Consider the following 26,367-nt stretch of genomic DNA (forward strand, 5'->3'; position numbering starts at 1 on the left):
GTGCTCGCGGCCGGGGCGAGGGGGACTTGTGAACGACGTGCCGGACTCTGTTCCGACGGCGCCGGCCGGCTGGCATCCCGATCCGTCGGGCCAGCATCAGCTGCGGTACTGGGACGGCCAGCGATGGACCGACCACGTCTCGCCCTATCCCGCAGCTGAGCAGTCGCCGACGGATGCCGCACCGGCGGCGGCATTCGAAGCCGCGGCTTCAGAAGCGACGCCCCCGGGGCAATCGGCATCCGCTGCTGCCTCCGCCCCTGCGTCCAAGGACCCGGGGCAGAAGGTGATGACGCGTGCGACCTGGATGGTGCTCGCGGCGACCCTTCTCATCGTCGTCGGCGCAGCGGGGTTCGTGGGCTGGACGGTCGTCTCGGCGAACGCAGCAGCGACTTCGGAGGCGCCGGATGTCGTCGACGGGTTCCTCGCAGCCGCGACCGCGGACGACCCCGGTTGGACGCAGTTCGCATCGCCCGGGTACATCGCGATCTCGGGAGCGGCGACGCCGCTGTTCGGAGACGCGCGCGCAGCCGAGGTCCTCGACCTGTCGATCGACTACGACAAGCGCGGCATCCTCTACGGCGTCAATGGAACCGCGGGCTACGAATCGCCGAGCGGCGCCGACACCGCCAAGGCTGTGGTCGACATGACCTACACCTTCACGGTCGACGGAACGCCGCAGACGGCCACCTCGACGCGTGAGATCTGGCTGACCCGGCCCTACTACTACGGTGACGACGTCCCGTCGGGGTTCCGACAGGGCGAGACGCCGACGGCGATCGGGCCCTGGCGGGTGACCGGTGCGGCCTCGGCTGCGGCCTACGAGGCGGAGATCGTTGCGACGACGAGCTTCGAGCCCGCCCGACTCGATCAGGCGTGCTACACCTCGGACGTCGTGCTGTCGCAGATGTCCGAGATCGCGCGCACCGAGGGCGTGCTGGCCGCGGTCTGCCTGAGCGGCGGAACGTCGACCTCCTTCGATGACGGCATCGACATCGACGCCCTCGCCGCCGGGTTCCCCGTCATCGGCCAGGCTGCACCGCTGACCGATCTCATGGGCTGGCACAACGACCCCAACACCCCGGCGCCGCTCGAGCAGTACCTCATCTCCTCCGGAGGCACCGACTACGTCTTCGTCCTCGCGTCGACGGGCGTCGGCGGCGAACTGACGAACGACTCCGAACGCCGCATCATCCTCATCTCGAAGGCGGAGACCCGATGACCGACACGACTGAAGCGCAGCCCGCGGCATCACCGCAGCGCAAGCCACGCAACCGCGCGGCGCGCACGATGCAGATCGTCATCGCCTCGCTCGGCGTCGGTGCGCTGCTGCTGACCGTCGTCTCGGGGGTCGTGCTGTGGCCGCGGACACCCGAGACCGGGCCGACAGCCGATGTGCCGGTCGGGTGGGCACCGTGGGCCGACAACGACCTGGCGACTCCCGCGAGCGCCACGTTCGCCGAGATGAACGCCGCGATGCGCGATAAGGATCGCGAGCGGTTCCTCGCTCATGCCACAGGTGACGCGGCGACGCAGCTCGCGCTGTGGTGGGACAACTCGAGCAAGATCGGGTGGGATGTCGCGGCGATCGCGCCGTCGGACCTCGACGTCGACGACACCGGCACCATCGAGGTCATCCTCGGCGCTCAGTACGCTTTCGCGGCGCAGCCGCAGCGAGGCGACGGCGACCGTGACGCCGGCCTCGACCTCATTCAGGGCTTCGCCTACACCGTGACCTTCGAGCCCGGTACCCTCCCCAGCCGGTCGTTCGACCGGTACGAGGAGACGGAACCGCCCGAGCCCGCCACGATCACCTCCATCGTGCCGGCGCGCGAGCCGAACCCCTGGGATGAGGGCGAGATCTACGTCGCCAAGCGCGACCACGTGGTCCTGTTCGGCATGAGCGACGAGGCTGAGCTGGTCGATCAGAACGCGGATGCGGCCGAGCGATCGGCCGTCATCGCTCTCGACACGATCCGCGAGCTCGGCGGTGAGCCCACCCAGGACGGTTTCGTCTCGGCCATCACCGACGACGACGGCCGCTTCCAGCGCTGGCAGTACGGCAAGGGCACCCCGTGGGACATGGATGTCGCCGGTTATGCGCGTCCGACCCTCCGGCCGCAGATCTCGCAGCGCTTCCTCGATCCGGCGATCGCCACGGGATCCGATACCTCCGGAACGCTGATCGTGATGGGCCCGGGCAGCGCGTCGGGTCGCGACCAGGTGTTCGTCCATGAGTTCGCGCACGCTCTCCACAACACCGCCGCACCCGGATCGTTCATCGCACCCCCCGTCGCGGTGCACGAAGGCTTCGCCCGCTTCGTCGAGTGGAAGTCGGGCCTCGCCGACCCCGGGTACCTCCGACCCGAGGTGAAGGCGGCCATCGCCGAGCAGGGCATGGGCGCCTTCTCCGACGAGGCGCTGCGCAGCCAGGAAGCGAACCTCGCGTACGACGCCGCAGGGTCGTTCTACGCCTACGCGGATGCCCGCGACGGGACGGCCTGGACACTGGCAGTGGATATGGTCCTCGGCGGCGGATTCTTCGTCGACAGCATGGACTTCACCGCGGCCGACTGGCAGGCGTGGGTCGCAACGCAGTGAGTACGCGACGGCGTCGGCGCACGCGGCCCGTGGACGCCGTCCGGTTCGTAGGCTGGAACCCGTGCAAGCTCTGACCGAAGAACAAGTCCGCGCCTCGTTCGTCAATGCGACCGCCGACGACCGTCGGATCATGGCGATGCCGATCGACTTCATGCTGCTCGATTGGGATCATCTCGACTTCCTCGGGTGGCGCGATCCGAACTCGCGCGAGCGCGGCTACCTCATCGCGCAGCACGAGGGCGGCCCGGTCGGAGTCGTGCTGCGTGCAGCATCCGGAAGCTCGCGTGCGCGCTCCGCGCTCTGCAACCTCTGCCACACCATGCAGCCCGGCGACCAGGTCACGCTCTTCAGCGCGCGCAAGGCCGGTCCCGGGGGTGACGCCGGTGACTCGATCGGCACCTACATCTGCGCGGATCTCGGATGCCACGACAACGTGCGGATCGCCGGACCGCTCGCGCCCAGCGAGATCCGGGCGAGCGTCGACCGTCGGATCGACGGCACACGTCACCGCACCGAGGCCTTCGTCGGACGGGTCATCGGCGCCGACGAGTGACGGCCCCACCGTGGTTCGGAGCACGCGGTCACAGGGGGTAATATGGGTTCTCGCGCCTCCGGTCGACTGCACAAGCCGGGCGGGTGCGCACTGGCGAGTTACCCAAGCGGCCAAAGGGATCTGACTGTAAATCAGACTGCATTGCATTCGGGGGTTCGAATCCCTCACTCGCCACATCGAGAAGGGCCCCCGCTCAGCGGGGGCCCTTCTGCTTGGGGATCCGGATGGATCGCGCCCGCGTCAGCAGGCGGTCGACACGGTGCTCCGACAGACGCCGATGCTCAGCGTGCTGGCCAGCACCGTACGGTGCTCGTCCTCGCCCTTCTCGAGCGTCTGCAGCGACAGGATGAAGCCCATTTCTCACCTCCTCGATTCAATCGCCGTCGGCAGGCCGACGGGTGCGAGCACCGGGGGGAGCAGGGGGAGGAGCGGCCGGTCGGTTTCCGGAGCCCGAGGCGACGCCGCGACGAGCGCGAGCAGCACGCCCGCGGCGCCGGTCGCGAGATCGCACGACGCGCGCAGCATCCCGTCACCGACGAAGCGGACGCCCGCCGGGGCGTCGAGGGCGTGCAGCCTCATCTGAGAGAGGTGGTGGTCGCGCGCGCGTACCGTCTGCGCGCTCGCGTGTCCGGTCGCTTGCAGGGAGTTGAGGAAGAGCGCGAGACCGGCGCGGCCGGAGAAGAGTCCGGACTGCACCACGAACGGTGCCGACGCCGCCCGGATGATGCCGTGCAGCACCGCGGCCAGATCGTCGGCCGGCTCGTGCGACAGATACTGCGCGAGCGCGAGCCCGATGCCGGCTGAGCCATGGGCGAGATAGGGCAGCAGGCGCCACCCCTGATCGACCTGCAGCGACCCGTCCGTGTCGGTCCGGAGCGAGCTCAGGTCGATGGTGAGGGCGCGCCGCGCCACCTCGAGGAAACGACGGTCCCGCGTGCGTTCGAACAGTCGCACCGCGAGCAGCGCGGTCCCGCTCGCCCCTCCCATGAGGCCGCCGCGCCGCCGCGGCATGCCCGACGCCGTCACCCGCGTGCCCTTCTCGACGATTCGCCAGTGCGCGTCGAGGCGATCGACGACGTCGATCGCTCGGGGCAGCGCGCTCGAATCGGGCTCCTCGAGAAGAACGAGGCCGATGCCGGCGAGCCCCCTTCCGAGGCTTGTTCCCGCGCTCTCGACGTCGAGGTCGAAGCCGCTGAGGCGATCGCTGAGAGTCGCGGCTTCCGCGATGAGCCCGAGGCGGCGACATCCCCAGATCGCGCCCGCGATGCCGTCCATCAGCCCCGGGCGGAGACCGTCTCCGCGACTGCCGGTGATCGAACGCGACACCCAGGATCGCAGTTCGGGCGGGAGAGCGATCCCGGTGGCGTCGAGCGCGAGGGCGACGCCGAGCGCACCGTGCGCGAGCGAGAACGCGGGCTCCGCGAACTGACGCGGATCACCGGGCCACAGACGGTCGATTCGGCGTGGGGTCGCGTCGGCGAGCAGCTGCTCGGCGACGCCCTCGATCGTCGGGACGGACTGCGGGTTTCGGACCGGGTGCCTGCTCGGGTCGTCCTCACGGCCTCCGTGTCGCAGCGCGGCGGTCATGCGCTCCGTCCAGTCGCGGGGCAGGTCGAAAGCGGTGGCGGCCTGCGCGACGAGTTCATGCGCCTTCTCAGGCTGAAGCGCCAGCACGTTCGTGAGCGGCAGGAAGACGTACAGCTCGATGCACGCCAGCGCGTGGGCATCGCGCCGCACGGGGTCGGTCTCGTCCGGCAGCGTGAATCCCGGGGCGCCGAGTACGGCGGCTGCGCGGGCCCCGGTGGGTAGCGACATCTCGAAGTCGACGAGGCCGACCGACCCGTCCGCGTCGACGAGGACGTTCGCCGGGTGCAGGTCGCCATGCGTGACGCCCTCGGCATGCAGGCGTGACACCTCCCGTCGCAGGTTGCCGAGCACCAGCAGCATCCGATCGCGATAAGCGTGGCGTTCTGCACCGGTGGAAACAGCCGCCGTGAGGGGGCTGCTCGTCGCGACGACCCGGTCGAAGGGCTGGCCCGGCAGCTGTTCCAGGACGAGGAATCGATGACCGTGCGCCTCGAGTGAGACGCGTACCTGCGGCACGCGCACGCGGCCGGCGACGGCTCGCAGGGTGCGCTCCTCGTCACCGAGCCGGGCGACGGCGTCGCGACCGTCCGGTGTCCAGCCGGCGTACGGTCGCGCCTCTTTCACGATGACGGGCGACCGCTCGAGGATGCCGCTGTAGACCCCGCCGGCGTTCGAGTAATGCAGGGCGCCGGTGATGTCGGGGAATCCTGCCGGCGGCTGATCGTCCAGCGCCTCGAGCTGGTGCCGCAAGAAGTCCGGCAGCTCGACCCAGGGCGGCACGTGGAACCCGGCCTCGCGCCGGTCGGGGACCCAGGTCCCGTTTCGCAGATCCCGCACGGCGGGCAGCGCATCGCCGTCGACGATCACCTCGTGCTCGGTGAAGGCGCCGTAGCGGACGTGGAGAGGGCCTGTGTTCCAGCGCAGGTCCGACAGGATGTACGGGCCGGGCTGGTCGCCGAGCTCCTCGTCGAGGGTGACCAGGCAGTGTTCGAGCCGTTCGACCGAGGGGGGATAGAGGGTGATGAACTTACCCGCACCCGACCGCTCGGCGTCCTTCGCCAGCACCGCGTCGAGGGCCTGCTCGTCGAGCAGGTGCTTGAACGGCACGCTGTGCCGGTGGCAGTAGGCCGCGACGACCTCGAGCACGCCGGGTGCTGCGTCGGGCAACGCGGTGACGTGCACTTTCCAGCCCTGGTCGGCCAGCTGCATCTCGGGTGGCAGCCAGACAGACCACGGATGCCGCCGGCTGCGCCGCCAGCGGTCCCACGAGAGCGAGGGTGGCGGCGCGTAGACCTCGGCGGCTCCCGGTGTGTTCGCACCTGCGTCATCCGTGTCGGGCGAGTCGTAGAAGACCCGATCCCGTGTCGCGAAACGCCCGAATATCGGATCCATCTGCTTCCCCCGCGGCCCGGTACGGCGGGCCCAGGGTCATCATCGGTCGGGCGGAACGGGAGCCTGTGCGACCGGAAACGTGAGAAAAGCCCGTCGCGAGCCCCGGCGGTGCCGTGACGGGCGCGGGCAGGGCTGACCGGTCGCTCTGAGAGCCGTCGCCAGAATTCATCCGAATGGATGAAGGAGCGCGGTCGACGGAGAGAGAAACCGCTGCGAAGTTTCACCCGAACGGGCGACGGAGACTCAGACCCGGTTGCGTGCTCCCCACAGCGCGAGCTGCGTTCGGTCGGCGAGGTCGAGCTTCTTGAGGGCCGAGTGCAGCTGCGACCGTACGGTGTGGACCGACACTTGCAGCGTCTCGGCGATGCCCTCGTTGCTCGTGATTCCACCGGCGAGTGCCGAGATCACGCGACGCTCGGCCGAGGTCAGCAGCGCACTGACCTCCGGGTCTTCGGAACCGCCGCCTCGCCGCACGAACTCGCGGATGAGCGGCGCGGTCACCCGCGATGACACGAGAGCCTCGCCCCGCGCCGCGGCGTAGATCGCGCCCACGAGCTGATCGGAATCGTGGCTCTTCAGGAGGTAGCCGACGGCACCGGAATCGAGAGCCTCGCTGACGTACCCGTCGATGGCGAAGCTCGTCATGACGATGACGGCGATGGGTGCGCGCCCGTCGTCAGGACGTGCGAGCAGGCGTGTCGCCGACAGACCCGACAGCTGCGGCATCTGGATGTCCATGAGCACGACGTCGGCGCGTTCCGCGCGCGCGACATGCACCGCGTCGACACCGTTCGAGACCTCGCCGACGACCTGGATGCCCGGAGCGCCTTCGAGCTGAAGCCGCAGCCCCCTGCGCACGGCGCGATTGTCGTCGGCGATCAGAACGCGGATGCGCTCGGCCCCACGATTCATACCGTTCTCCTTGTCAGGCGATCGGGTCGATCGGGATCGCGATCCGCACATCCCATCCGCCGGTCGGCGTCGGCCCTGCGAACAGTGTGCCGCGCAACAGTTCGACGCGCTCGCGCATTCCGCGCAGGCCCCAGCCGAGATCAAGGCCCGGAACCGGCGTCGAATCGCTGTTCGGGGCGTGATTGACGACGCGGACGATGAGTTCGTCCTCAGCGTCGGCCACAGTCACGATCACGTTGACCGGGGCACCGGGAGCATGCTTCGCGGCGTTCGTCAGTGCCTCTTGCAGAACGCGGTACCCGGTGGTGGAGACGACGGCCGGAAGGTCGGACACCGCTCCCGACAGCTCGAACGAGACTGGCATGCCGCGCTGCGACCAGAACTCGACGAGCTCACCGGCGCGACGCAGGTCGCGGGTCGTCTCGGTAGGGCCGGCTGCGTCGGCAGCGTGCAGGTCACTCAACGCACCCGCCAGGCTCGCGGCGGCGAATCGGCCCTCGTTGCGCACCTCGCCGACCAGGCGGATCGCTTCGTCGGGACGTGCCGGTGCGAGGGAGATCGCGGCGTCGGCCAGCGTCACGAGCCCGGCCAGGTGCTGCCCGGCGACGTCGTGCAGTTCCTGGGCGATGCGGGCGCGTTCGCGCTCGCGTGCATCGTTCACTCGCGCGTCGTGCTCCTGGCGTGCGAGTTCGGCCTGTTCGCGGGCAAGGGCCACCTGGCGCACCTGGGCGCCCCACCAGATGCCGAGGGCCGTCGCGCCGAGTGCGGGCGCGGTGAACCGGAAGAACTCGTTGGCCATGAAGGTGAAGGCTGCGCCCGCGTCGCCGGTGTAGACGGCGCCCCAGACGAAGAGGCCGCCCATACCGGCTACGACGACACCGAGGAGGCACACGATGGCCGATGTCGCAGGCACGCGGCACGCTGCGAGGAACTGCGCGAGCGCCACGACGAGGTACATGCCGATGAGCCAGTTCGGCACGTCGAACACGCCGAGGACGAGGAGGTAGACCGACACCGTGGCGAAGACCGCGGTGCGAGGCCACCGACCGCTCAGCAGGAGAGCCGAGGCCTGGGCGACGCACGCCACGGCGAGGATGACGCAGAGGACCGGGATCGAGACGGCGAACGGCCAGTCGACGGGGCCGGCCATCATGGCGGTGATCGGGGTCGCGAGCACCTGCAGGGTGGTCATCGCCGAGACGATGGCGACGAGGATCGCCGACCCGCGACGCGTGCGGAAGAAGGTCCGCGTCGCGGATGCGTCGAACTCAAGGCCGGGCTCTCGGGGTGGGTTCACCACAGAATCCTCTCAGCCCCGCAGAGAACGCCCGTGCATGCCAGGATGTGAGAAGTCAGCGCGGAAGGAACCCTGTCGATGAGCAAGCCCATCACGTCTCCCGAATCGAGCAAGCTGCTGCGCGCCGCGATCTGGGTCGCCATCGGCGCGCTCATCGCCGCGGCGATCGTCTGCGTCGTCTGGGTGCTGGTGGGCTCGGGTACCGGGATCGTCGCCCGAGCGTTCACGACGGTGCTGCTGCTCGCTGGATTCGCCGGCATCGCGATCCTCGAGTCGCACCTCGCCGGTCGTCGCCCCGCCTGGTTCGCGCTGACCAGCATGGGCAGCTGGGTCATCGCCCTTCTCATCGGCGCCGTGATGATCTGGCTGCCGTCCCCGACCGAGAGCTTCGGGTGGGGCTACGAGCGCTTCATGCGCTTCCTGCTCGTGCTCCTCATCCTGCAGCTGGCGCTCCTGCACCTGCGGCTCTTCACGAAGGCCTACCTGCGGAACCCCACGACGTTCCTGTCGATCGTGACCTACACGACGATCGCCTTCCTCGGGATCGTCGCCGTCATGCTGATCGTTCCGCTCGTGGGTGGCGAGTGGTTCGACTTCCTGCCGATCTACTGGCGCGTCGTGGTCGCGCTGACGATCCTCGCCGCCGTCGGCACGGCCCTCGTTCCGCTTGTCAACGCGCTGTTGATGCCTCGCGCGCCGCGGCCGGCTGCTCAAGCCCCGTGGCCGACCTACGCCGACGGTCGCACGCCGCTCCCGGTCCTCGCCGACGGATCTCCCGACTGGCAGGCGTATTACACGGGGCGCCCCACCTACCCCCAGGGTTACGCTCCGGTGCAGCAGCAGGCTCCGGTGCAGCAGGCCCCGGTGCCGCAGCAGGCTCCTTCGCAGCCGGGATACCAGGACTTCCCTCCGCCCCCGCCGCTGCCCGACCAGCCGATCGCTCCCCGCTGAGCACCGCGGGTTCCGGGAGCCCCGGAACCCCGTAGCGTGGAGGCATGGTGGATGCCCGAGAGCTCGAAGACCTGGCCGTCGACATCGCCCGCGAGGCGGGTGCTCTCGCGCGCCGACGCCGCAGCGAGGGAGTCGCGATCGCCGCGACGAAGTCGGCGCTCGCCGACATCGTCACGGAAGCTGATCGCGAGGTCGAGCTCCTCATCCGCGACCGCATCGCACAGGCACGGCCCGACGACGGCTTCCTCGGCGAGGAGTCCGGGGCCGAGCGCGGCGCCAGCGGGCTGACCTGGGTCGTGGATCCGATCGACGGCACCGTCAACTACGCCTACGGCATCCCGCACTATGCCGTGAGCATCGCGGTCGTTCAGGGCGAGCCCGACCCGCAGCAGTGGGAGGCGATCGCGGCGGCCGTCTTCTCGCCGGCCGTCGACGAGATGTTCCGTGCGACCGCAGGCGACGGCGCATGGCTGGGAGACGTGCGTCTCGCCGTGTCCGAGCCGACCGACGCCGGTGCGCTCCTCGCGACGGGCTTCGGCTACGACCCCGCCACCCACGCGGGAGACCTCGCCCGGCTCGGACGCATCATGCCCGTCGCGCGGGATATCCGTCGCGCCGGGGCTGCATCGCTCGATCTGGCGTATGTCGCCGCCGGCCGGCTCGACGGCTACGTCGAGCGTGGGCTGCAGCCGTGGGACCACGCCGCTGGAGCCCTGCTCGTGACCGAGGCCGGGGGCGTGGTGACCGGGATGCCGGGGGAGCGCCCCGGGCGCACGATGACGATCGCGGCCTCTCCAGCCCTCCACAGTCGACTGGCCGAACGGGTTTTCCACGCAAGCTGACGTGTGGATCGCATTCCCAGCTGTAAGACGTTAGTGTTTACCCGTTCGTTATCTTCGGAACCCGATCCGGAGTCCGGACACCACCCGGAACGTTTCCGCCGCGCACGAGCGCGCGCTGTTTGCGAGAGCCTGCGATTTGACTTCTGAGACCACTCCTCCTGAGGCCGCGTCCTCGCGACCCTCGACGGAGGATCACTCGTCGGCCACGACGACCGGTCTCACGCAGGGCGCGGGTCTGACCCGCGCGCAGTGGCGGCGGTTGGCGGCCGAAGCCGAGCTGGCCGCGAAGGTCGCCGACATCGCGACTGATGACGTTGCGACCGTTGCCGACGCTCCGGGCGACGACGCGGAGAGCCCCGCCGCTGCGGAAGAGCCGCGCGCCGAGGCCGACGAGATGGTTCTCACCGTCGTCGACGGTGACGCTTACGCCGGTCCGGACCTGGTCACCCCCTCTCGTCGTCGTCGTGCACGTCCGGCGCCTGAGCACACCGCGCCGCAGGGTGAGTCGTTCGGCCCTGCCGCCGTCGACTCGTCGAAGGGCGAGACGACGGATGCCGTGGACGCGGACTCGACCGCGACGGAAGAGCCCCGCACGTCGTCCGACACTCACGACGTGGACGAGTTCGAGTTCGCCGCGCGGCTGTTCTCCTTCACCGCACAGACGCCGGTGCAGGTGGCCGAGGAATCTCTCGCGGAGCGCCAGCAGCGCACACGAGAGGTCACTGTCGCACGCCCGGGACGCCTGCGTCGTGTGGGCAAGCGCGTCGCCGCTGCATCCGTCTCGATGAGTGCCGTCGCGGCCGTCGGTCTTCTCGCCGTCGGCCTGACGAGCCCCGCCGCTGCTGTCTTCGCCTCGGGTGACACCGGACGTGACATCACGGCGGAGGCGCCGCGTTCGTCGGCGTCCGTCGAGCCCGAAGAGATCCAGGCTTACGTCTCCTCGCCCAACACGGGTGTGACCTTCGACCGCAGCGACACGTTCGACGTGACGTCCGTCTCGGAGATCGCAGCCGACTCGGGGGTGACGAACTTCGCCGGCACCTGGGTCAACGACCCGAACGCGGCCATCCAGTGGCCGTTCCCGGTGGGTGTGCCGATCTCGGCGCAGTTCGGCTCGGTCTCTTACCTGTCGGAGTTCTCCCGTCCGCACCGCGGTGTCGACCTCACGCCCGGCGCGGGTGCGGAGATCCATGCCGTCGCCGGGGGGACCGTGCGTATCGCGACCGAGGCGGGCGGCGACTACGGCGTGACCGTCGTCATCGATCACAACATCGACGGCGAGCTCGTCTCGACCCGTTACGGGCACATGCAGTACGGCTCGCTCAAGGTGAAGGTCGGCGACACGATCGAGCCCGGTGAGATCATCGGAAAGGTCGGCAGCACCGGCAAGTCGACCGGTGCTCACCTGCACCTCGAGGTGCTGCTCGGCGGCACGACCCAGACCGATCCGATCGCGTGGCTCGAGGAGCACACGAAGCGCTGACCTGATTCGGTCTGAGGGCGCCGAGATGGTATCCTCTTCTAGTTGCCCGCTTGCGGGTGGCACGCCCCGATAGCTCAGTGGCAGAGCACTTCCATGGTAAGGAAGGGGTCGTCAGTTCAATCCTGACTCGGGGCTCGCAGCATCCTCGGATGCGTTGCGGCAGGGTAGCTCAGTTGGTGAGAGCGCACGACTCATAATCGTGAGGTCGCGGGTTCAAGCCCCGCTCCTGCTACCGATGACAACCCCCGGCCAAACCCGGGGGTTTTGTCGTATCCGCGTGGCCGGTCGAAGCGGCTTCGATAACCGCTCCGGAAGCGGACCCACAGTCACCTCCGTTCGCTGACCCGGCTTGAGGAGATCGCGCAGCTTGGGTGGGCGGAAGGTCACCGAACCGTCGTGAATGGGACCGCGGACGCATGCGGAAAAGCCGCGCGTCCGGGCACGAGAAGGCGCCCGGGGCCCCTCCAGAGCCCCGGGCGCAGGTCGGACGCGAGACGAGGACCTAACTCGCGGCCGAGGGATCGAGCAGGCCCGCCCTGCTCCCCATCAGCGCTGGATCGCACCCGACGTCACGATCCTGCCTCGTGTGGCAGGAAATCCGCTCGCGCCCTGTTCGTGCTCGGTCACGTCAAAAGAGCCTGGTGAAGAGGCGAAAACTGCCGTCGATGGACCAGTCCGAGACCTCTGTTTGTGCTGATGTTCGCCGCAAGATTTCATCCGATCGGATGAAGCACGCGAACCGGCCGCCCCGGAAAACCAGAACGCCCCGACATCCGAGGATGCGGGGCGCCCTACGATCCGGGGGGAAGATCGTCGACGTCATCGACGCTACGGCTTCGCGGTCGGTCCGTCGAGTCGGCCTTTCGGGGGACAAGGGCTCGGCAGAGCCTCGCCTCGGATCACCCCGTCCGCCTCGGATCAGCGCCGGTGGAAGGGGCAGCCCCCACCGGCACCCGTCGCCCGGACGCGCCCGCCCGACGCGGGCTTGGTCGGCAGCCGCCGTTCGTTCACGTCGAGACCCGCGCCGAGGATCGTCACGTCCGGATGGCTCAGCGCCGCGATGGCCGTGGCGAGGCCGGCGATCGCAAGCTTCTCACCGGGGCAGCGGTGGCCCGAGGCGACGTCTGCGCCGCCGTGAGGGATGAAGGCGGGCAGCGCCTCGTAGTCATCGACCCCGATGAAGCGTTCGGGTGCGAAGGAGTCGGAGCGCTCCCAGGAGCTCTCGTCGAGGTTGGTGCCGAGGATGTCGAGCACGACGCGGCCCCCCGCGGCGACCCGCTGGCCATCGAGCTCGATGTCGGCAACGGCCCGTGCCGGAAGCATCGGCACGAAAGGAGCCGTGCGGCGGATCTCCTGCGCGAACGCGACGGCGAGTGGTCCGCCGTCGAGTGTCCCGCGTTCGGCCGTCTCGGCGGCGATGCGCTCGCGCCACTCCGGTCGGTCGTGGAGTTCCTTGGCGGCGAAAGCCACGAACCGTGCGACGGCGATCATCGGACGCATGCTGTTCTGCAGTTCGATGCCGGCGAGGCGGGCGGACAGCAGCACGCCGGCACGGTCTCGGTGCCACGCCCATGCGTGCAGGGCCGTTCCGGGCTCGGGCTGCAGATCGCCGTCCCGGACCGCCTCGATGAGGTGCTGGGTGTGGCGGTCGGACCAACGGCGATTGGTCCAGGCGAGGAGGTACTCGGGGGAGTAGGGGACGCCGAAGCCGTCGACGATCTGCGCGAGGCGCGCCGCCCATCGCGTCTTCGCTGCGGGGGTGCCCGGAAGTCCCGCCCAGCGCATGATCGCGCGGCCGAAAGCGCCCACCGCCGCATCATAGGCGGAACGCTCACCACCGGCGAACCAGTCGTCGAGCTCGCCTTGCCATTCGGCGGCCAGAAGCGGACGCAGACGCTCGACCTGCTCGTCCTCGTAGGCGATGTCGAGGAAGGTCGCCTTCCGGTGCCGGTGGTCCCGGCCGTCGAGGCTGTGCACGGAACCGTGCCCGAAGAGGGTCTCCTGCACGATCCCGGGCATCGCACCGTGGCGCCGCACCCGCTCCTTGTCGTAGAACACCTCGACGCCCTCGGCGCCCCGGACGAAGATGGCCGGATCGCCGAGCAGGCCCAGGGGTGCGGAACGCGCGCCGGCACGGACTCGCCGCCAGATGCGTTCGCCGAACCCGTAGCCGCGTAGCAGCAGCTGCGGGGAGTCGTCGGTCAGCGTGCGTGCAGCGGCGGTGATCGAAGACATCATGGATCCACGTTCACACCTCGATTCCGCGGAGCCGAGGGGGAGGCGGATCATGCTGACGTGTGCTAGCCCGCGGCTCCGGACTCGAGACGGCGAGCCGCCCGACGCAGCACCGCGGACTCGATGAGGAGCACCCCGCCCACGGCGGCCGCCCCGAGAACGACGAGAAGGAGCGCCGGCACGGCATCCGGCCCCGGGGGCTGGACCGCGCCGCCTTCCTGCCACGGCCACAGGGCGCGAAGCGAGCCGATCATCAGGCCTGTCATCATCGCGAGCATGACGCGCCGCCGGTGGGCCAGCAGCCACTGCAGGACCGACACGAAGAGCCCGAGCCCGATCATCGCGCCGAGGATGAAGACGCCGAGGTAGACGAGGTCGCGCTCGTTCACGGCGGCGAGGGTGGGCGCATACATGCCGACGGCCAGGAGGATGAACGAGCCCGAGACTCCGGGCACGACCAGCGCGCACACGGCGAAGGCCGCGGCGAGGGCGACCACCGGGAGCGGCGGCTCGAGGGGGTCGACCTGGGGGAGGCTCGTCAGGAGGAAGCCGGCAACGGCTCCGACGGTCGCTATGCCGTATTCGCGCAGCCGCCACCGGCCCCCGACCATGCGGATCGGGACGACGAGCGACGCCAGGATGAGGCCGGCGAAGAGAGCACGGGATGCGACCGGCTCGGCCTCGATGAGGGGAGCGAGAATAGCCGAAGCCGCGAGCACGGCCGCGATCATGCCGAACCCGACCGGGAGAACGACCGACCAGCGCACGGCGGCGAACTCGGTGCGGGCGCGGGCCAGACCGCGACCGCGCACGCCGTCGGCGACGACACGTGCGACACCGCGGGCGAGATGTCCGGCCGAGTCGATGAGTGTTTCGTAGACCCCGACGATGAGGGCGACGGTGCCGCCGCTGACTCCGGGGATGATCTCGACGGTCCCGATGAGCGCGCCGCGACCGGCATCCAGGAGCATTCGTGCGACGGGCATGGGTGACCTCCGAGAAAACGACGACGGAGCGTTCCAGGCTACCGGTGACCGCCTGAGCGGACCGTGGCCGGCCCCGTTACCGCGCGTCCGTGCCCGGTGCAAGTGGCTCGACGGATTCGCGCGCCGGCCGCATCGTGGAGACATGTCCAACGCATTCAACGACGACCTCGCCCGCCCCGCCGCAGCCGAGGATGCCGGCATCCAGCCGTTGCGCGACGGCGATGCGACCAGCGTGGCCGACCCCGACCTCGACCCCGCTCAGCGCGAGTGGGATCGCACCGACGCGATCGACGAGGCGCTCGACGCCGGCGTCGACCCGGCCGAGCTCGACACGGCGACCGCGACGAGCGACGACCCCGCCCACATCCCGTCGGACGACGACGAGATCCCCGCCGAGGACCTGCCGACCGCTTACGAGCAGCCGGAGACCCAGGGGGACGACCCCGTCATCGCCGAGCTCGGCGAGGACGGCGAAGGCGACATCACCGACGAGGGCATGTGACCGCGGGAATCGAGTCGTATGCGCCGATCGGCGACGGCCGCACCGTCGCGCTGATCGGCCTCGACGGCAGCGTCGACTGGCTGCCGCTTCCCGACCTCACCTCCACTCCGGTCTTCGCCCGGCTGCTCGACAGCGAGACGGGCGGTTGCCTCGAACTCGCCCCCACCGAGGAGCACGAGACGTCGCGCCGGTACGTCCCCGACACGAACGTGCTCGAGACGACGTTCACGACCGCCCGCGGGTCCGTCACGGTGACCGACGCGATGGTGTCGGGCGTCGCCGGGCGCATGCCCTGGGCGGAACTGGCCCGTCGCATCGACGGAATCGACGGCACGGTGCCCATGGCCTGGCGCATTCATCCCGGAACATCGCTGCGGACCGCGGCTCCGTGGATCGAGCGCTCTCAGCACGGCGACATCATCCGCAGCGGGAAGACCGCACTCGTCGTCGTGGGCTTCGAGCACGGCCCCGACGCCCCCGATCCCGACGGCACGAGCGGCCCTCACCTGACGGGCACCTTCACCGCGACGGAGGGCTCGCGTCACCTGATCGCGCTCGCCGCCACTCACGACGAGCCGCTGCACCTTCCCGACCCCCGCAACGTCGACGTCGGCATCGATCGCACGATCGAGAACTGGCGGCACTGGTCCGAGGTCTTCTCCTACGAAGGCCCCTGGCGGGAACGGATCCAGCGCAGCGCACTCGCCCTCAAGCTCCTCATCTTCAGCCCCACCGGAGCGATCGCCGCAGCCGCGACGACGTCGCTTCCCGAGAACCCCGAGGGCGGCAAGAACTGGGACTACCGCTACGCGTGGGTACGCGACCTCGCGTACACGGCGCACGCGCTCGTGCGCTTCGGGCTGCGCGAGGAGACGCACGCGGCGCTGTCGTGGATGCTTCGCACCATCCGGGAGCACGGTCCCGAGCTGCACGTCATGTACACGCTGAACGGCGAGCTCGTGCCCGACGCTCAGGAGTACCCCGTGCCCGGTTGGCACGGCAATCAGCCCGTCGTGACCGGGAACCCGGCGCGGGAGCAGCTTCAGCTCGGCGTCTACGGCGACCTGATGGCCATCTGCCGCACCTACGTCGAAGCGGGGAACGTGCTCGACATCGGAACGGGCCGGATGCTGGCGGGCGTCGCCGACCGGACGTGCGACCTCTGGCGCAACCCCGACTCGGGCATGTGGGAGCTGCCGGAGGAACGGCACTACACCTTGTCCAAGATGGGGTGCTGGAAGGCCCTCGATGACGCCGTCGCGCTCGCCGAGAGCGGTGCGATCCCCGGAAGCGCCGAGCGCTGGAAGGCCGAGCGCGAGCGCATCCGGCTCTGGATCGACGAGAACTGCTGGTCGGACGCGAAGTCTGCTTACGTCTTCTCCGCGGGGTCGGACGAGCTCGACGCCTCTGTGCTGCTGCACGCCCCCACCGGCTTCGACCGCGGCGAGCGGATGTCGACGACGATCGACGCCATCACGGCGGAACTGGGAGCGGGCCCGCTGGTCTACCGCTACAGCGGGGTGTCGGAAGAGGAGAAGACGTTCGTCGCCTGCGCCTTCTGGCGGGCCGAGGCCCTCGCCTGCGTCGGGCGGCACGACGAGGCCCTCGATCTGGTCGACCAGCTCGTCGCCCTCGCGAACGACGTCGGCATCTATGCCGAGATGATCGACGCCCAGGACGGAACCGCCTGGGGCAATACGCCGCAGGCCCTCAGCCACCTCGCGTTCATCGCGACCGTGCTCACCATCCGCGACGTCGTTCCCGAGGAGGCCCTTCGTGGCCGATGAGATCGAGGTCTTCCGCGACACCCGCGCTGTGCTCGTCGAGAGCATCTGGTGGGATGAACGCACCGACGAGGTCGTATGGGTCGACATCACCGCGGGGCTCCTGCATCGCGGGCCCCTCGACGGCGCTGTCGACGGCCGTGACGACCGGGTCGTCGAGCTGCCGCCCCCGCTCTCTGCGGTCCAGCCGGCCGTCGGAGGCGGCTACGTCGCGGCGCTGAAGGACCGGGTCGTCCTGCTCGACGCGGACGGACGCATCGAGCGGGACCTCGCGCAGCTGCCCCATCGTCACGACGGGATGCGGCTGAACGAGGGGAAGGTCGATCCCTTCGGTCGTTTCGTCGTCGGCGCGATGGAACTCACGACCGACGACCCCGATGCGGCGGTGTGGTCGGTCGACCGCGACGGCGGCACCCGCGTGCTCGGCGGCGGGTACGGCGTCGCCAACGGCATGGAGTGGTCCGACGACGGGCACACGATGTACATCACCGACACCGCGACCTCGACGGTCTACCGCGCCGGGTACGGGCCCGCGGGCGAGCTCGGCGAGCTCGAGCCCTTCCTCGTCGGACGGGCGAGCGACGGACTGGTTCGGGCAACCGACGGCTCGTTCTTCAACGGCCTGTACGGCGAGGGCGCGGTTGCCCGCTGGGACGCCGACGGCGACGTCGTCGCGGAGATCGCGATGCCCGCGCCCAACATCACCTCCGTCGCGTTCGTCGGCCCCGACCTCGACGTCCTCCTCGTCGGGTCCGCGCGGGAGAACCTCACCGAGGAGCAGCTGCAGCGGCATCCGCTGTCGGGTGGGATCCTCCGCCTCGCGCCGGGCGCGACCGGCCGCCCCGTCCACACGTTCGGGTCCCCGTCGATCGCCTGATCGACGGATTCGCGAGAAGACCACATCCAGGAAGACCGACGGAAGGAGACGCCATGTCTCGTGACCAGTACACCTTCGCCAATCCCGCCGAGCTGTATGCGGACATCGAGCCCGAGAAGCAGCAGATGGACGAGCCGGGTCTCGACGCCGACCTCACGCCGAAGGCCGACCTCGGCGAGGAGAGCTACCGCGGCAGTGGCCGCCTGACCGGGCGCAAGGCGCTCATCACGGGCGGCGACTCGGGGATCGGCGCCGCGACGGCGATCGCCTTCGCCCGCGAGGGTGCCGACGTCGCCATCTCGTACCTCCCCGAGGAGGAAGAGGACGCGCAGCGCATCGCCGGCATCCTGAAGGACGCCGGTGTGACCGTGGCGCAGCTTCCGGGCGACCTGCGCGATCCGGAGTACTGCCGCTCGCTCGTCGCCGACACTGTCTCGGCGCTCGGGGGCATCGACATCCTCGTCAACAACGGCGGCAAGCAGATCTTCCAGTACGAGCTGGCGGACCTGACCGACGAGCAGTTCGACGACACCTTCAAGACCAACGTCTACGCGATGTTCTGGATCACGAAGGCTGCGCTCCCGCACCTGCCGGCGGGCGCGTCGATCATCAACACCACGTCGATCCAGGCGTACTCGCCGTCGGAGACGCTCGTGGACTACGCCTCGACGAAGGCGACGATCAACACGTTCACCAAGGCTCTTGCGCAGCAGCTCGCTCCGAAGGGGATCCGCGTGAACGCGGTGGCGCCCGGTCCGATCTGGACTCCGCTGCAGCCGAGCGACGGCCAGCCCCAGGACAAGATCGACAGCTTCGGCGAGGAGACCCCGCTCGGACGCATGGGCCAGCCGGCCGAGCTCGCGCCCGCGTATGTGTTCCTCGCATCGGCGGAGTCGAGCTATGTGGCGGGGGAGACGCTGAACGTCAACGGCGGCATGCCCACGCCCTGATCTCAGCGTGAGGACGTGCGCCGGCGGCCTCGGCTGCCGGCGCACTTCTTCGACATATTGATTGTGCACAACCTAGTTGTGTACAGTGCATGTATGGAACCGACGGAGCACATGGTCTGCTTCTCCCTCTACGCCGCGTCGCGAGCGACGACGAAGGCGTACGCGGCGCTCCTCGAGCCCCATGGGCTGACCTACCCGCAGTACCTCGTGCTCGTCCTGCTGTGGAACCGCGACAGCCGCAGCGTGAGCGATCTGGGCGAGGCACTCGACCTCGACTCGGGCACCCTGTCGCCCCTCCTGCGTCGGATGACGCGCGACGGTCTCGTCGAACGTGGTCGCGACAGCGCCGACGAGCGGGTCGTGACCGTGTCGCTCACGACCCGCGGCCGCGAGCTGCGGGCGGACCTCGCTCACGTCCCCGCCTGCATAGCCGGGGGGATGGGCGTGTCGGTCGACGGTGCCCGCCAGCTGATCGCCGCTCTCACGGAGCTGGCTGACGGGATGCGCGACACCACCGCCGATCTGCGCGTCGCTTCCCGCGCCGCGAAGACCACCACCCACAAGGAAATGAAGGAGGAGCACGCATGAGCGCTCTCTACACCGCCGAAGCACTCTCGACGGGCGCCGGCCGCAACGGTCACGTCCGCACCACCGACGGTCGCGTCGACCTCGAGATGGCCATCCCGAAGGAGATGGGCGGCTCGGGCAACGGTTCGAACCCCGAGCAGCTGTTCGCCGCCGGCTACGCCGCCTGCTTCCACTCCGCCCTGCAGATGGTGGCCCGCTCGAAGAAGATCGACGTGACCGACTCGGCCGTCGGCGGGCAGGTGCAGATCCACCCGACGGATGCCGGCGGCTTCTCGCTCTCCGTCGTGCTCGAGGTCGTGCTCCCCGGCGTCGATCGTGACGTCGCGCAGGATCTCGCCGACGCCGCGCACCAGGTCTGCCCGTACTCGAACGCGACCCGCGGCAACATCCCCGTCGAGATCACGGTCTCGGAGGACTGACCATCGCGTCCCCGCGTCGCGTGCTCAGATGCGAACGACGCGGGGACGGTGCCGCACCTCGCGGTGCAGCCTCTCCATCTTCGCGTCGAGCTCGGCGGCCGTCTCGGCCGCGTCCTTGAGCTCCGCGATCAGCTCCGCCGGCACGTTCGCGGCGAACTTGTAGTAGATCTTGTGCTCGAGGCTCGCCCAGAAGTCCATCGCGATGGTGCGGAACTGCACCTCGACGGGAACGGTGATGCGTCCCGTGGAGAGGAAGACGGGTACCTCGACGATCGCGTGCAGGCTCTTGTAGCCGTTGGGCTTGGGCTCGGCGATGTAGTCCTTGACGGTCCGCACCTCGATGTCGTCCTGGGCCGTGAGCAGATCGAACAGCCGGTAGGCGTCCTGCGTGAAGCTGCAGGTCACCCGCACGCCGGCGATGTCGGTGATGTGCTCGCGGATCGACGCGAACTCGGGCTCGACGCCCTTCCGGACGACCTTCTCGACGATGCCGTCGGGTGACTTGAGCCGGCTCGACAGATGCTCGATCGGGTTGTAGTCGTGCAACTGCTGGAACTCGTCGCGCAGGATCTGCAGCTTCGTCTCGATCTCCTGCATCCCGAAGCGGTACTCCAGGAGGAACTGCTGGAACTCGTCGCGCAGGCTCCGCAGCTCCTGGGGTGAGAAGTTCTGCAGACCGTCGGTGATCGAGAGCGGGGGCACGGAGCTGCCGGTCGTCATGGGATCGACGGTACAGAGGCGGCATCGGCGGCGGCTGTGAAGACCGTCAGTCGTTCGCCGGAGGCGCAACCCCGCCGCCCGGTGCGTGTCGGAAGGCGGCGCTAGCATGAACCGTCCGGCCGACTCGCTCAAGGAGATCCATGCTCGGCAAGCTCCTGTTCCGCTACCTGCGCACCTATCGGTGGCTCCTGCTGGGCGTGCTGGTCTTCCAGTTCGGCTCGGCGATGGCCTCGCTGTACCTCCCTCGTCTGAACGCCGACATCATCGACAACGGCGTCGCCCGCGGTGACACGGCCTACATCTGGTCACGCGGCGCCATCATGCTCGTCATCGCCCTCGGGCAGATCGTCGCGTCGGTCGTCGCGACCCTGTGCGCGGCGCGTGCCGCGATGGCTGCGGGGCGCGACATCCGACGCGACGTGTTCGAGAAGGTGAGCGGATTCTCCGAGCGCGAGGTCTCGCGCTTCGGCCCGGGCACGCTCATCACGCGCAACACGAACGACGTGCAGCAGGTGCAGATGCTCGCGATGATGGGCGCCACGATGCTCGTCACCGCGCCCATGCTCGCGATCGGCGGCGTCATCATGGCGTTGCAGCAGGATGTCGGACTGAGCTGGCTCATCGGGGTCGCCGTGCCGCTCCTGCTCGTCGTCGCGGGGCTCATCATCGGCCGTATGGTGCCCTTGTTCCGGCAGTTCCAGACCCGCCTCGACAACGTCAACCGCATCATGCGCGAGCAGCTCACCGGCGTTCGGGTCGTGCGGGCCTTCGTTCGCGAGCGCATCGAGGAGCAACGCTTCCGCGGAGCCAACACCGACATCATGATCGTCGGGCGCAAAGTGGGGTCGCTGTTCGTGCTGATGTTCCCGCTGGCGATGCTCGTGCTCAACGTCACGGTCGTCGGCGTCATCTGGTTCGGCGGCATCCAGGTCGATCAGGGCAACGTGCAGATCGGCACGCTCTTCGCTTTCATGCAGTACGTCGGTCAGATCCTCATGGGCGTGCTCATGGCGACGTTCATGACGATCATGATCCCGCGAGCCGCCGTGTCGGCCGACCGCATCGGCGAGGTGCTCTCCTCGCACGATGCCCTCGAGCGGCCCACGTCACCGGTGCGCGAGTTCCCCGAACCGGGCGCCGTCGTGTTCGACGACGTCTCGTTCACCTATCCGGGCGCGGACTCGCCGGTGCTCGAGGGAATCTCGTTCCGCGCGGCGCCCGGTGAGACGGTCGCCGTGGTCGGGTCGACGGGCTCGGGCAAGACGACACTGGTCTCGTTGATACCTCGGCTGTTCGACGTCACCGGAGGAGCCGTCACCGTCGCCGGGGTCGACGTGCGGCAGGCCGACCTCGATCTCCTCTGGGGCGGCATCGGCTATGTGCCGCAACGTGCCTTCCTGTTCACCGGCACGGTCGCCTCGAATCTGCGGTTCGGCCGCGAGGAGGCGACCGACGACGAGCTGTGGCAGGCGCTCGAGATCGCGCAGGGCCGCGACTTCGTCGCCGAGATGGAAGGCGGCCTCGACGCTCGCATCGCGCAGGGCGGAACGAACGTCTCCGGCGGGCAGCGTCAGCGACTCGCCATCGCCCGGGCCATCGTGCGTCGCCCCGACATCCTGGTCTTCGACGACTCGTTCTCGGCGCTCGACCTGACCACGGACGCACGCCTGCGCGAGGCCCTGTGGCGCGAGCTGCCGCAGGTCACCAAGATCGTCGTCGCCCAGCGGATCTCGACCGTGACCGGCGCCGACCGCATCCTCGTCCTCGACGACGGGCGGATGGCGGGTCTCGGCACGCACGACGAGCTTCTCGAGTCCAACGAGACGTATCGCGAGATCGTCGAATCGCAGCTGGGAGTGGACGCATGAGCGCCGACAACCTCACCGAAGAGGAGCGGGCCGAGCTCGAACTCGCGGAACAGGCCCGCCAGAACTCGGGCAGCTGGGACAGCGTCGCGCCGGGCAAGGCGGCGAAGTTCGGGCCGAGCTTCCTGCGGATGATCGGTCTGCTGCGTCCCTACGCGCTCGTCTTCGGCCTCATGACCGTTCTCGGCGCGGTCGGCGTGCTCCTCGCGGTCCTCGCGCCCCGCGTCCTCGGTGACGCGACCAACCTGATCTTCGAGGGCGTCGTCTCGGCGAACCTCGGCTCGCAGTTCCCCGCGGGAACGAGCCAAGAGGATGTCGTCGCCGCCCTCAACGCGGCGGGCCAGACCGATATCGCGAACCTGGTCGGCGCGATGCAGAACTTCCAGGTCGGTGCCGGCGTCGACTTCGACCGGCTGAAGTGGGTCGTCGTCACCGTCCTGGCCATCTATGTCGGTTCCGCGGTGCTGACGTGGCTGCAGGGCTTCGTCATCAACATCATCATGGTCCGCACGATGTGGCGCCTGCGCGAATCGGTCGAGGCGAAGATCAACCGGCTGCCGCTGTCGTACTTCGACCGTGTTCAGCGCGGTGAACTGATCTCTCGGGTCACGAACGACATCGACAACATCACCCAGACGATGCAGCAGTCGCTCTCGACCGCGCTCACGAGCGTGCTGACGGTCGTCGGTGTGCTCTTCATGATGTTCTCGATCTCGTGGCAGCTCGCGCTCGTGGCACTCGTCTCGTTGCCGCTCATGGCGGTGATCTTCGGTGTGATCGGACCCCGGTCGCAGAAGGCCTTCGCTGTGCAGTGGCGCAAGGTCGGGCGCCTGAACGCCCGCGTCGAGGAGTCCTTCTCGGGACACGCCCTCGTCCGGGTCTACGGCCGCGAGCGCGACGCGCGCGAGAAGTTCGCCGCCGAGAACGACGAGCTGTTCGAAGCTGCGTTCAAGGCGCAGTTCCTGTCGGGCCTCATCATGCCGGGCATGACCTTCATCGGAAACCTCACCTACGTCGGCATCGCGGTGCTGGGCGGGCTGATGGTCGCCTCGGGTCAGTTGCGGCTCGGCGACGTGCAGGCCTTCATCCAGTATTCGCAGCAGTTCACCCAGCCGCTGTCCGAGCTCGGCGGCATGGCTGCGGTCGTGCAGTCGGGCACGGCGTCGGCCGAGCGCGTGTTCGAGCTGCTCGACGAGGACGAGCAGGAGCCCGACGCGCCCGACGCCGAGCCGGTGCGCGGCGGCCGCGGCGTCATCGAGTTTGAGCATGTCCGCTTCGCCTACTCACCCGACAAGCCCCTCATCACCGACCTGACGTTCCGGGTCGAGCCGGGGCAGACGGTCGCAATCGTCGGGCCGACGGGAGCGGGCAAGACCACGCTGGTGAACCTCCTCATGCGCTTCTACGAGCTCGACGGCGGCCGCATTCTGCTCGACGGCCAGGACATCTCCGAGCTGTCGCGAGACGACGTGCGCTCGCGCACGGGCATGGTGCTGCAAGACCCCTGGCTCTTCGCCGGAACCATCCGAGACAACATCCGTTACGGCCGTGAGAGCGCGACCGACGACGAGATCGTCGAGGCGGCGATCGCGACGCGCGTCGACCGGTTCGTGCACTCGTTGCCCGACGGGTACGACACCGTGCTCGACGAGGACGCCGCGAACGTGTCGGCCGGCGAGAAGCAGCTCATCACCATCGCGCGCGCGTTCGTGGCGCAGCCCGCGGTGCTCATCCTCGACGAAGCGACGAGCTCGGTCGACACGCGCACCGAGTTGCTGCTCCAGCAGGCGATGTCGGCGCTCCGCGACGGGCGCACCTCGTTCGTCATCGCACACCGGCTCTCCACCATTCGCGATGCCGATCTGATCCTCGTGATGGAGCACGGCGACATCGTCGAGAAGGGGGCGCACGACGAGCTGATCGCTGCTCAGGGTGCCTACTGGCGTCTGTACCGGTCGCAGTTCGAGCAAGCGGCGACGGAGCAGGCGGAGGAGGTCGCCGAGCGCGACGCCGTCGATGGCACGGCGGGCGGCCGGGCGGTCTCGACGGATCGGTAGTCTGAACGAGGCGGATCTGCGCCCGACGCGAGAGTAGGCAGAGTTGAGCGGTTCGACGCCTCCGGGCTGGTACGACGACGGTCACGGCTCACTGAGGTGGTGGGACGGCTCGCAGTGGACCGAGCACACTCACGCGCCGGTCGAAGCCGCGCCCGCCCCTCAGCCGGAGGCCGCGCCCCAGGAGCCCCCGGCGGTGACCGAGGAGCCCCCGGCGGTGACCGAGGAGCCCCCGGCGGTGACCGAGGCGTCGATCGTGGAGAGTCAGCGGGGCCCCGTGGCATCCGACACCGCCTCGCCGACGGATGCGCTGCCGCCCATTCCGCCTGCTCCCGGGGGCCCTGCTCCGGTCTACCCCGGTGTCCACCCGACGACAGCGGCGGTGGCCGGAACCGACGGCGACGCCGTCGCTGCTCCCGCGCGCCGGTCGAAGCTCTGGATCGTCTTCGTCGCGCTCGGCGTCGTGCTCGTCGGCCTCATCGTGCTCGCGGCCGTCCTCATCCCTCGCTTCGTCGCAGACATCCTCGATCCGAGCGCCGATCGCCCCGGGACGAGTTCGGTGCAGGGCGCGGATCTGCGCGCCGCCGAAGACATCGTCGATGCCTACGACGACGCGTGGGACGACATGGACTGCGCCGCCTACCAGGCCATCGTCACCCCCGAGTTCCTCGCGAGCGGCGGGCTCTCCGACTGCGCGGACTTCGCCCAGGCGGCCACCGAGTTCAACAACTCGGTCGAAGACTACGAGGTGAGCTTCATCTCCACGACGCGCGAGGGCGACACGATCTACGTCCAGACGCTCGAGACCTTCACGCAGACGGCGGATGCCGCCGGCTCACCGCTCGACAACCCCGTCCCGGCCAGCTTCTCGGCGCTCTACACGCTCGTCCCGGGCGGTTCCGGTTGGCTCATCGACGATTACGTCGAGCAGTGACGGGGGAGCGGGGTGCGCGCCGGAGCGCACGGTTCTACCTGGCCTGCGCCGGGGTCGGTCTCGCGGCAGGCCTGCTGTCGGGGTTGTTCGGTGTGGGCGGCGGAACGGTCATCGTGCCGCTCCTCGTGCTGCTGCTCGGGTTCGACCAACGACTGGCTGCCGGAACGTCTCTCGCTGCGATCGTCCCCACGGCCTCGGTCGGCGTCATCTCCTACGCCCTCACCGGCTCGGTCGCCTGGATACCGGCCATCATCCTGGCCGCGGGCGCGGTGATCGGGGCGCAGATCGGAAGCTGGCTGCTGGCCAAGATCCCGCAGAACGCGCTGCGCTGGGGGTTCGTGGGCTTCCTCATCGCGGTCATCGTCACGCTCTTCATCGTCGTCCCCTCACGCGACGCGGTGCTCGAGCTGAGCTGGCCCGTCGGCTTCGGGCTCGCCGGACTCGGGCTGTTCACCGGGATCATGGCGGGCCTCCTCGGCGTGGGAGGCGGCGTGATCGTCGTGCCGGCGCTGATGTTCCTCTTCGGAACGAGCGATCTGGTCGCGAAGGGCACCTCGCTTCTGATGATGATCCCGACGGCGATCTCGGGCACCGTCGGCAACGCCCGTCGGCGCAACGTCGATCTGCTGGCGGCCCTCGTCGTCGGACTCGCCGCCTGCACCACGACGGCGGTGGGCGCTTGGATCGCGACCCTGCTGAACCCGCTCACGGCCAACATCCTGTTCGCCGCGTTCCTCACCTTCATCGCCTCGCAGATGGCGGTGCGTGCCGTCAAGACGCACCGGGCGGCGCGGGCGGCGAAGCGGGCTGCGCTGTCGTCGGAGGCCCGACGGTAGGA

23 protein-coding genes and 3 tRNA genes are annotated in these 26,367 nt (G+C 69.4%); 19 read left to right on the forward strand and 7 right to left on the reverse strand.

What is annotated here, in order from left to right:
- Nucleotides 1-28: 28 nt before the first annotated feature.
- The 4 genes from AA0Y20_RS06930 (at nucleotide 29) to AA0Y20_RS06945 (ending at nucleotide 3,325) form a co-directional block, all read left to right on the forward strand.
- A complete protein-coding gene (locus AA0Y20_RS06930) occupies nucleotides 29-1,219 on the forward strand; it encodes a DUF2510 domain-containing protein (RefSeq protein ID WP_412938305.1) in 1,191 nt (396 codons plus the stop codon).
- Entirely contained in the window at nucleotides 1,216-2,598 is a 1,383-nt protein-coding gene (locus tag AA0Y20_RS06935) for a hypothetical protein (protein WP_412938308.1), read from the forward strand. The genes AA0Y20_RS06930 and AA0Y20_RS06935 overlap by 4 nt, the downstream gene beginning before the upstream one ends.
- Nucleotides 2,599-2,659: 61 nt before the next feature.
- Nucleotides 2,660-3,151 carry an FBP domain-containing protein gene (locus AA0Y20_RS06940; RefSeq protein ID WP_412938309.1) on the forward strand — a complete coding sequence of 164 codons (492 nt, stop codon included), beginning with the start codon at nucleotides 2,660-2,662 and terminating at the stop codon, nucleotides 3,149-3,151.
- A gap of 92 nt (nucleotides 3,152-3,243) precedes the next feature.
- Nucleotides 3,244-3,325: transfer RNA gene (locus tag AA0Y20_RS06945), tRNA-Tyr, on the forward strand.
- 66 nt (nucleotides 3,326-3,391) lie between these two features.
- Here AA0Y20_RS06945 and AA0Y20_RS06950 read toward each other — a convergent pair.
- The 4 genes from AA0Y20_RS06950 to AA0Y20_RS06965 all read right to left on the reverse strand — a co-directional run bounded on the left by AA0Y20_RS06950 (nucleotide 3,392) and on the right by AA0Y20_RS06965 (nucleotide 8,339).
- Nucleotides 3,392-3,508, reverse strand: a complete 117-nt coding sequence (locus tag AA0Y20_RS06950; protein ID WP_412938310.1) for a SapB/AmfS family lanthipeptide — start codon at nucleotides 3,506-3,508, stop codon at nucleotides 3,392-3,394.
- 3 nt (nucleotides 3,509-3,511) lie between these two features.
- Nucleotides 3,512-6,130, reverse strand: a complete 2,619-nt coding sequence (gene lanKC / locus AA0Y20_RS06955; RefSeq protein WP_412938313.1) for a class III lanthionine synthetase LanKC — start codon at nucleotides 6,128-6,130, stop codon at nucleotides 3,512-3,514.
- Nucleotides 6,131-6,373: 243 nt separating this feature from the next.
- Nucleotides 6,374-7,042: a response regulator gene (locus tag AA0Y20_RS06960; RefSeq protein ID WP_412938315.1), complete on the reverse strand. Its 669-nt coding sequence runs from the start codon at nucleotides 7,040-7,042 to the stop codon at nucleotides 6,374-6,376.
- Nucleotides 7,043-7,055: 13 nt separating this feature from the next.
- A complete protein-coding gene (locus tag AA0Y20_RS06965) occupies nucleotides 7,056-8,339 on the reverse strand; it encodes a histidine kinase (RefSeq protein ID WP_412938316.1) in 1,284 nt (427 codons plus the stop codon).
- A gap of 78 nt (nucleotides 8,340-8,417) precedes the next feature.
- On the opposite strand from AA0Y20_RS06965, the gene AA0Y20_RS06970 reads away from it, so the two are divergent.
- From AA0Y20_RS06970 to AA0Y20_RS06990, 5 genes are all read left to right on the forward strand, one after another.
- Nucleotides 8,418-9,290: a hypothetical protein gene (locus AA0Y20_RS06970; RefSeq protein ID WP_412938317.1), complete on the forward strand. Its 873-nt coding sequence runs from the start codon at nucleotides 8,418-8,420 to the stop codon at nucleotides 9,288-9,290.
- Nucleotides 9,291-9,334: 44 nt separating this feature from the next.
- A complete protein-coding gene (locus AA0Y20_RS06975; RefSeq protein WP_412938319.1) occupies nucleotides 9,335-10,132 on the forward strand; it encodes an inositol monophosphatase family protein in 798 nt (265 codons plus the stop codon).
- A 136-nt stretch (nucleotides 10,133-10,268) separates the two neighbouring features.
- Nucleotides 10,269-11,615 (forward strand): M23 family metallopeptidase, encoded by a 1,347-nt coding sequence (locus tag AA0Y20_RS06980; RefSeq protein ID WP_412938320.1) that lies wholly within the window; start codon nucleotides 10,269-10,271, stop codon nucleotides 11,613-11,615.
- Nucleotides 11,616-11,678: 63 nt separating this feature from the next.
- Nucleotides 11,679-11,750, forward strand: a tRNA-Thr gene (locus AA0Y20_RS06985).
- Between the two features lie 23 nt (nucleotides 11,751-11,773).
- Nucleotides 11,774-11,847, forward strand: a tRNA-Met gene (locus tag AA0Y20_RS06990).
- Nucleotides 11,848-12,533: 686 nt separating this feature from the next.
- Here AA0Y20_RS06990 and AA0Y20_RS06995 read toward each other — a convergent pair.
- Nucleotides 12,534-13,853, reverse strand: coding sequence for a cytochrome P450 (locus tag AA0Y20_RS06995; protein ID WP_413332330.1), 1,320 nt, complete (start codon nucleotides 13,851-13,853; stop codon nucleotides 12,534-12,536).
- Nucleotides 13,854-13,915: 62 nt separating this feature from the next.
- Nucleotides 13,916-14,836 (reverse strand): DUF368 domain-containing protein, encoded by a 921-nt coding sequence (locus AA0Y20_RS07000; RefSeq protein ID WP_412938322.1) that lies wholly within the window; start codon nucleotides 14,834-14,836, stop codon nucleotides 13,916-13,918.
- Between the two features lie 142 nt (nucleotides 14,837-14,978).
- Here AA0Y20_RS07000 and AA0Y20_RS07005 point away from each other — a divergent pair, with 142 nt between their 5' ends.
- From AA0Y20_RS07005 to AA0Y20_RS07030, 6 genes are all read left to right on the forward strand, one after another.
- Nucleotides 14,979-15,338, forward strand: a complete 360-nt coding sequence (locus AA0Y20_RS07005) for a sugar ABC transporter ATPase (RefSeq protein ID WP_412938323.1) — start codon at nucleotides 14,979-14,981, stop codon at nucleotides 15,336-15,338.
- Nucleotides 15,335-17,125, forward strand: a complete 1,791-nt coding sequence (locus AA0Y20_RS07010; protein ID WP_413332333.1) for a glycoside hydrolase family 15 protein — start codon at nucleotides 15,335-15,337, stop codon at nucleotides 17,123-17,125. The genes AA0Y20_RS07005 and AA0Y20_RS07010 overlap by 4 nt, the downstream gene beginning before the upstream one ends.
- Nucleotides 17,115-17,999 carry an SMP-30/gluconolactonase/LRE family protein gene (locus tag AA0Y20_RS07015; protein ID WP_412938327.1) on the forward strand — a complete coding sequence of 295 codons (885 nt, stop codon included), beginning with the start codon at nucleotides 17,115-17,117 and terminating at the stop codon, nucleotides 17,997-17,999. Before AA0Y20_RS07010 ends, AA0Y20_RS07015 begins: the two co-directional genes overlap by 11 nt.
- Before the next feature lie 53 nt (nucleotides 18,000-18,052).
- On the forward strand, nucleotides 18,053-18,949 hold the full coding sequence (locus tag AA0Y20_RS07020) for an SDR family oxidoreductase (protein ID WP_412938328.1): 897 nt from the start codon (nucleotides 18,053-18,055) through the stop codon (nucleotides 18,947-18,949).
- A gap of 93 nt (nucleotides 18,950-19,042) precedes the next feature.
- Nucleotides 19,043-19,537 (forward strand): MarR family winged helix-turn-helix transcriptional regulator, encoded by a 495-nt coding sequence (locus AA0Y20_RS07025; protein WP_412938329.1) that lies wholly within the window; start codon nucleotides 19,043-19,045, stop codon nucleotides 19,535-19,537.
- Nucleotides 19,534-19,956: an organic hydroperoxide resistance protein gene (locus AA0Y20_RS07030; RefSeq protein WP_412938330.1), complete on the forward strand. Its 423-nt coding sequence runs from the start codon at nucleotides 19,534-19,536 to the stop codon at nucleotides 19,954-19,956. Before AA0Y20_RS07025 ends, AA0Y20_RS07030 begins: the two co-directional genes overlap by 4 nt.
- Before the next feature lie 24 nt (nucleotides 19,957-19,980).
- On the opposite strand, the gene AA0Y20_RS07035 is transcribed toward AA0Y20_RS07030, so the two are convergent.
- Nucleotides 19,981-20,676, reverse strand: a complete 696-nt coding sequence (locus AA0Y20_RS07035) for a GTP pyrophosphokinase family protein (protein WP_023952117.1) — start codon at nucleotides 20,674-20,676, stop codon at nucleotides 19,981-19,983.
- Nucleotides 20,677-20,816: 140 nt separating this feature from the next.
- On the opposite strand from AA0Y20_RS07035, the gene AA0Y20_RS07040 reads away from it, so the two are divergent.
- The 4 genes from AA0Y20_RS07040 to AA0Y20_RS07055 are packed head-to-tail and all read left to right on the forward strand — an operon-like array spanning nucleotide 20,817 to nucleotide 26,365.
- Nucleotides 20,817-22,544 (forward strand): ABC transporter ATP-binding protein, encoded by a 1,728-nt coding sequence (locus AA0Y20_RS07040; protein WP_412938331.1) that lies wholly within the window; start codon nucleotides 20,817-20,819, stop codon nucleotides 22,542-22,544.
- The gene (locus AA0Y20_RS07045) at nucleotides 22,541-24,598 is read left to right on the forward strand and encodes an ABC transporter ATP-binding protein (RefSeq protein ID WP_412938332.1); all 2,058 of its coding nucleotides are present in this window, start codon (nucleotides 22,541-22,543) and stop codon (nucleotides 24,596-24,598) included. The genes AA0Y20_RS07040 and AA0Y20_RS07045 overlap by 4 nt, the downstream gene beginning before the upstream one ends.
- A gap of 43 nt (nucleotides 24,599-24,641) precedes the next feature.
- Nucleotides 24,642-25,529 (forward strand): DUF2510 domain-containing protein, encoded by an 888-nt coding sequence (locus AA0Y20_RS07050; RefSeq protein WP_412938334.1) that lies wholly within the window; start codon nucleotides 24,642-24,644, stop codon nucleotides 25,527-25,529.
- On the forward strand, nucleotides 25,526-26,365 hold the full coding sequence (locus AA0Y20_RS07055; protein ID WP_412938335.1) for a sulfite exporter TauE/SafE family protein: 840 nt from the start codon (nucleotides 25,526-25,528) through the stop codon (nucleotides 26,363-26,365). The genes AA0Y20_RS07050 and AA0Y20_RS07055 overlap by 4 nt, the downstream gene beginning before the upstream one ends.
- Nucleotides 26,366-26,367: the final 2 nt, after the last annotated feature.

The sequence above is a fragment of the Microbacterium pratiae genome (genome assembly GCF_047302165.1).
GTDB lineage: Bacteria > Actinomycetota > Actinomycetes > Actinomycetales > Microbacteriaceae > Microbacterium.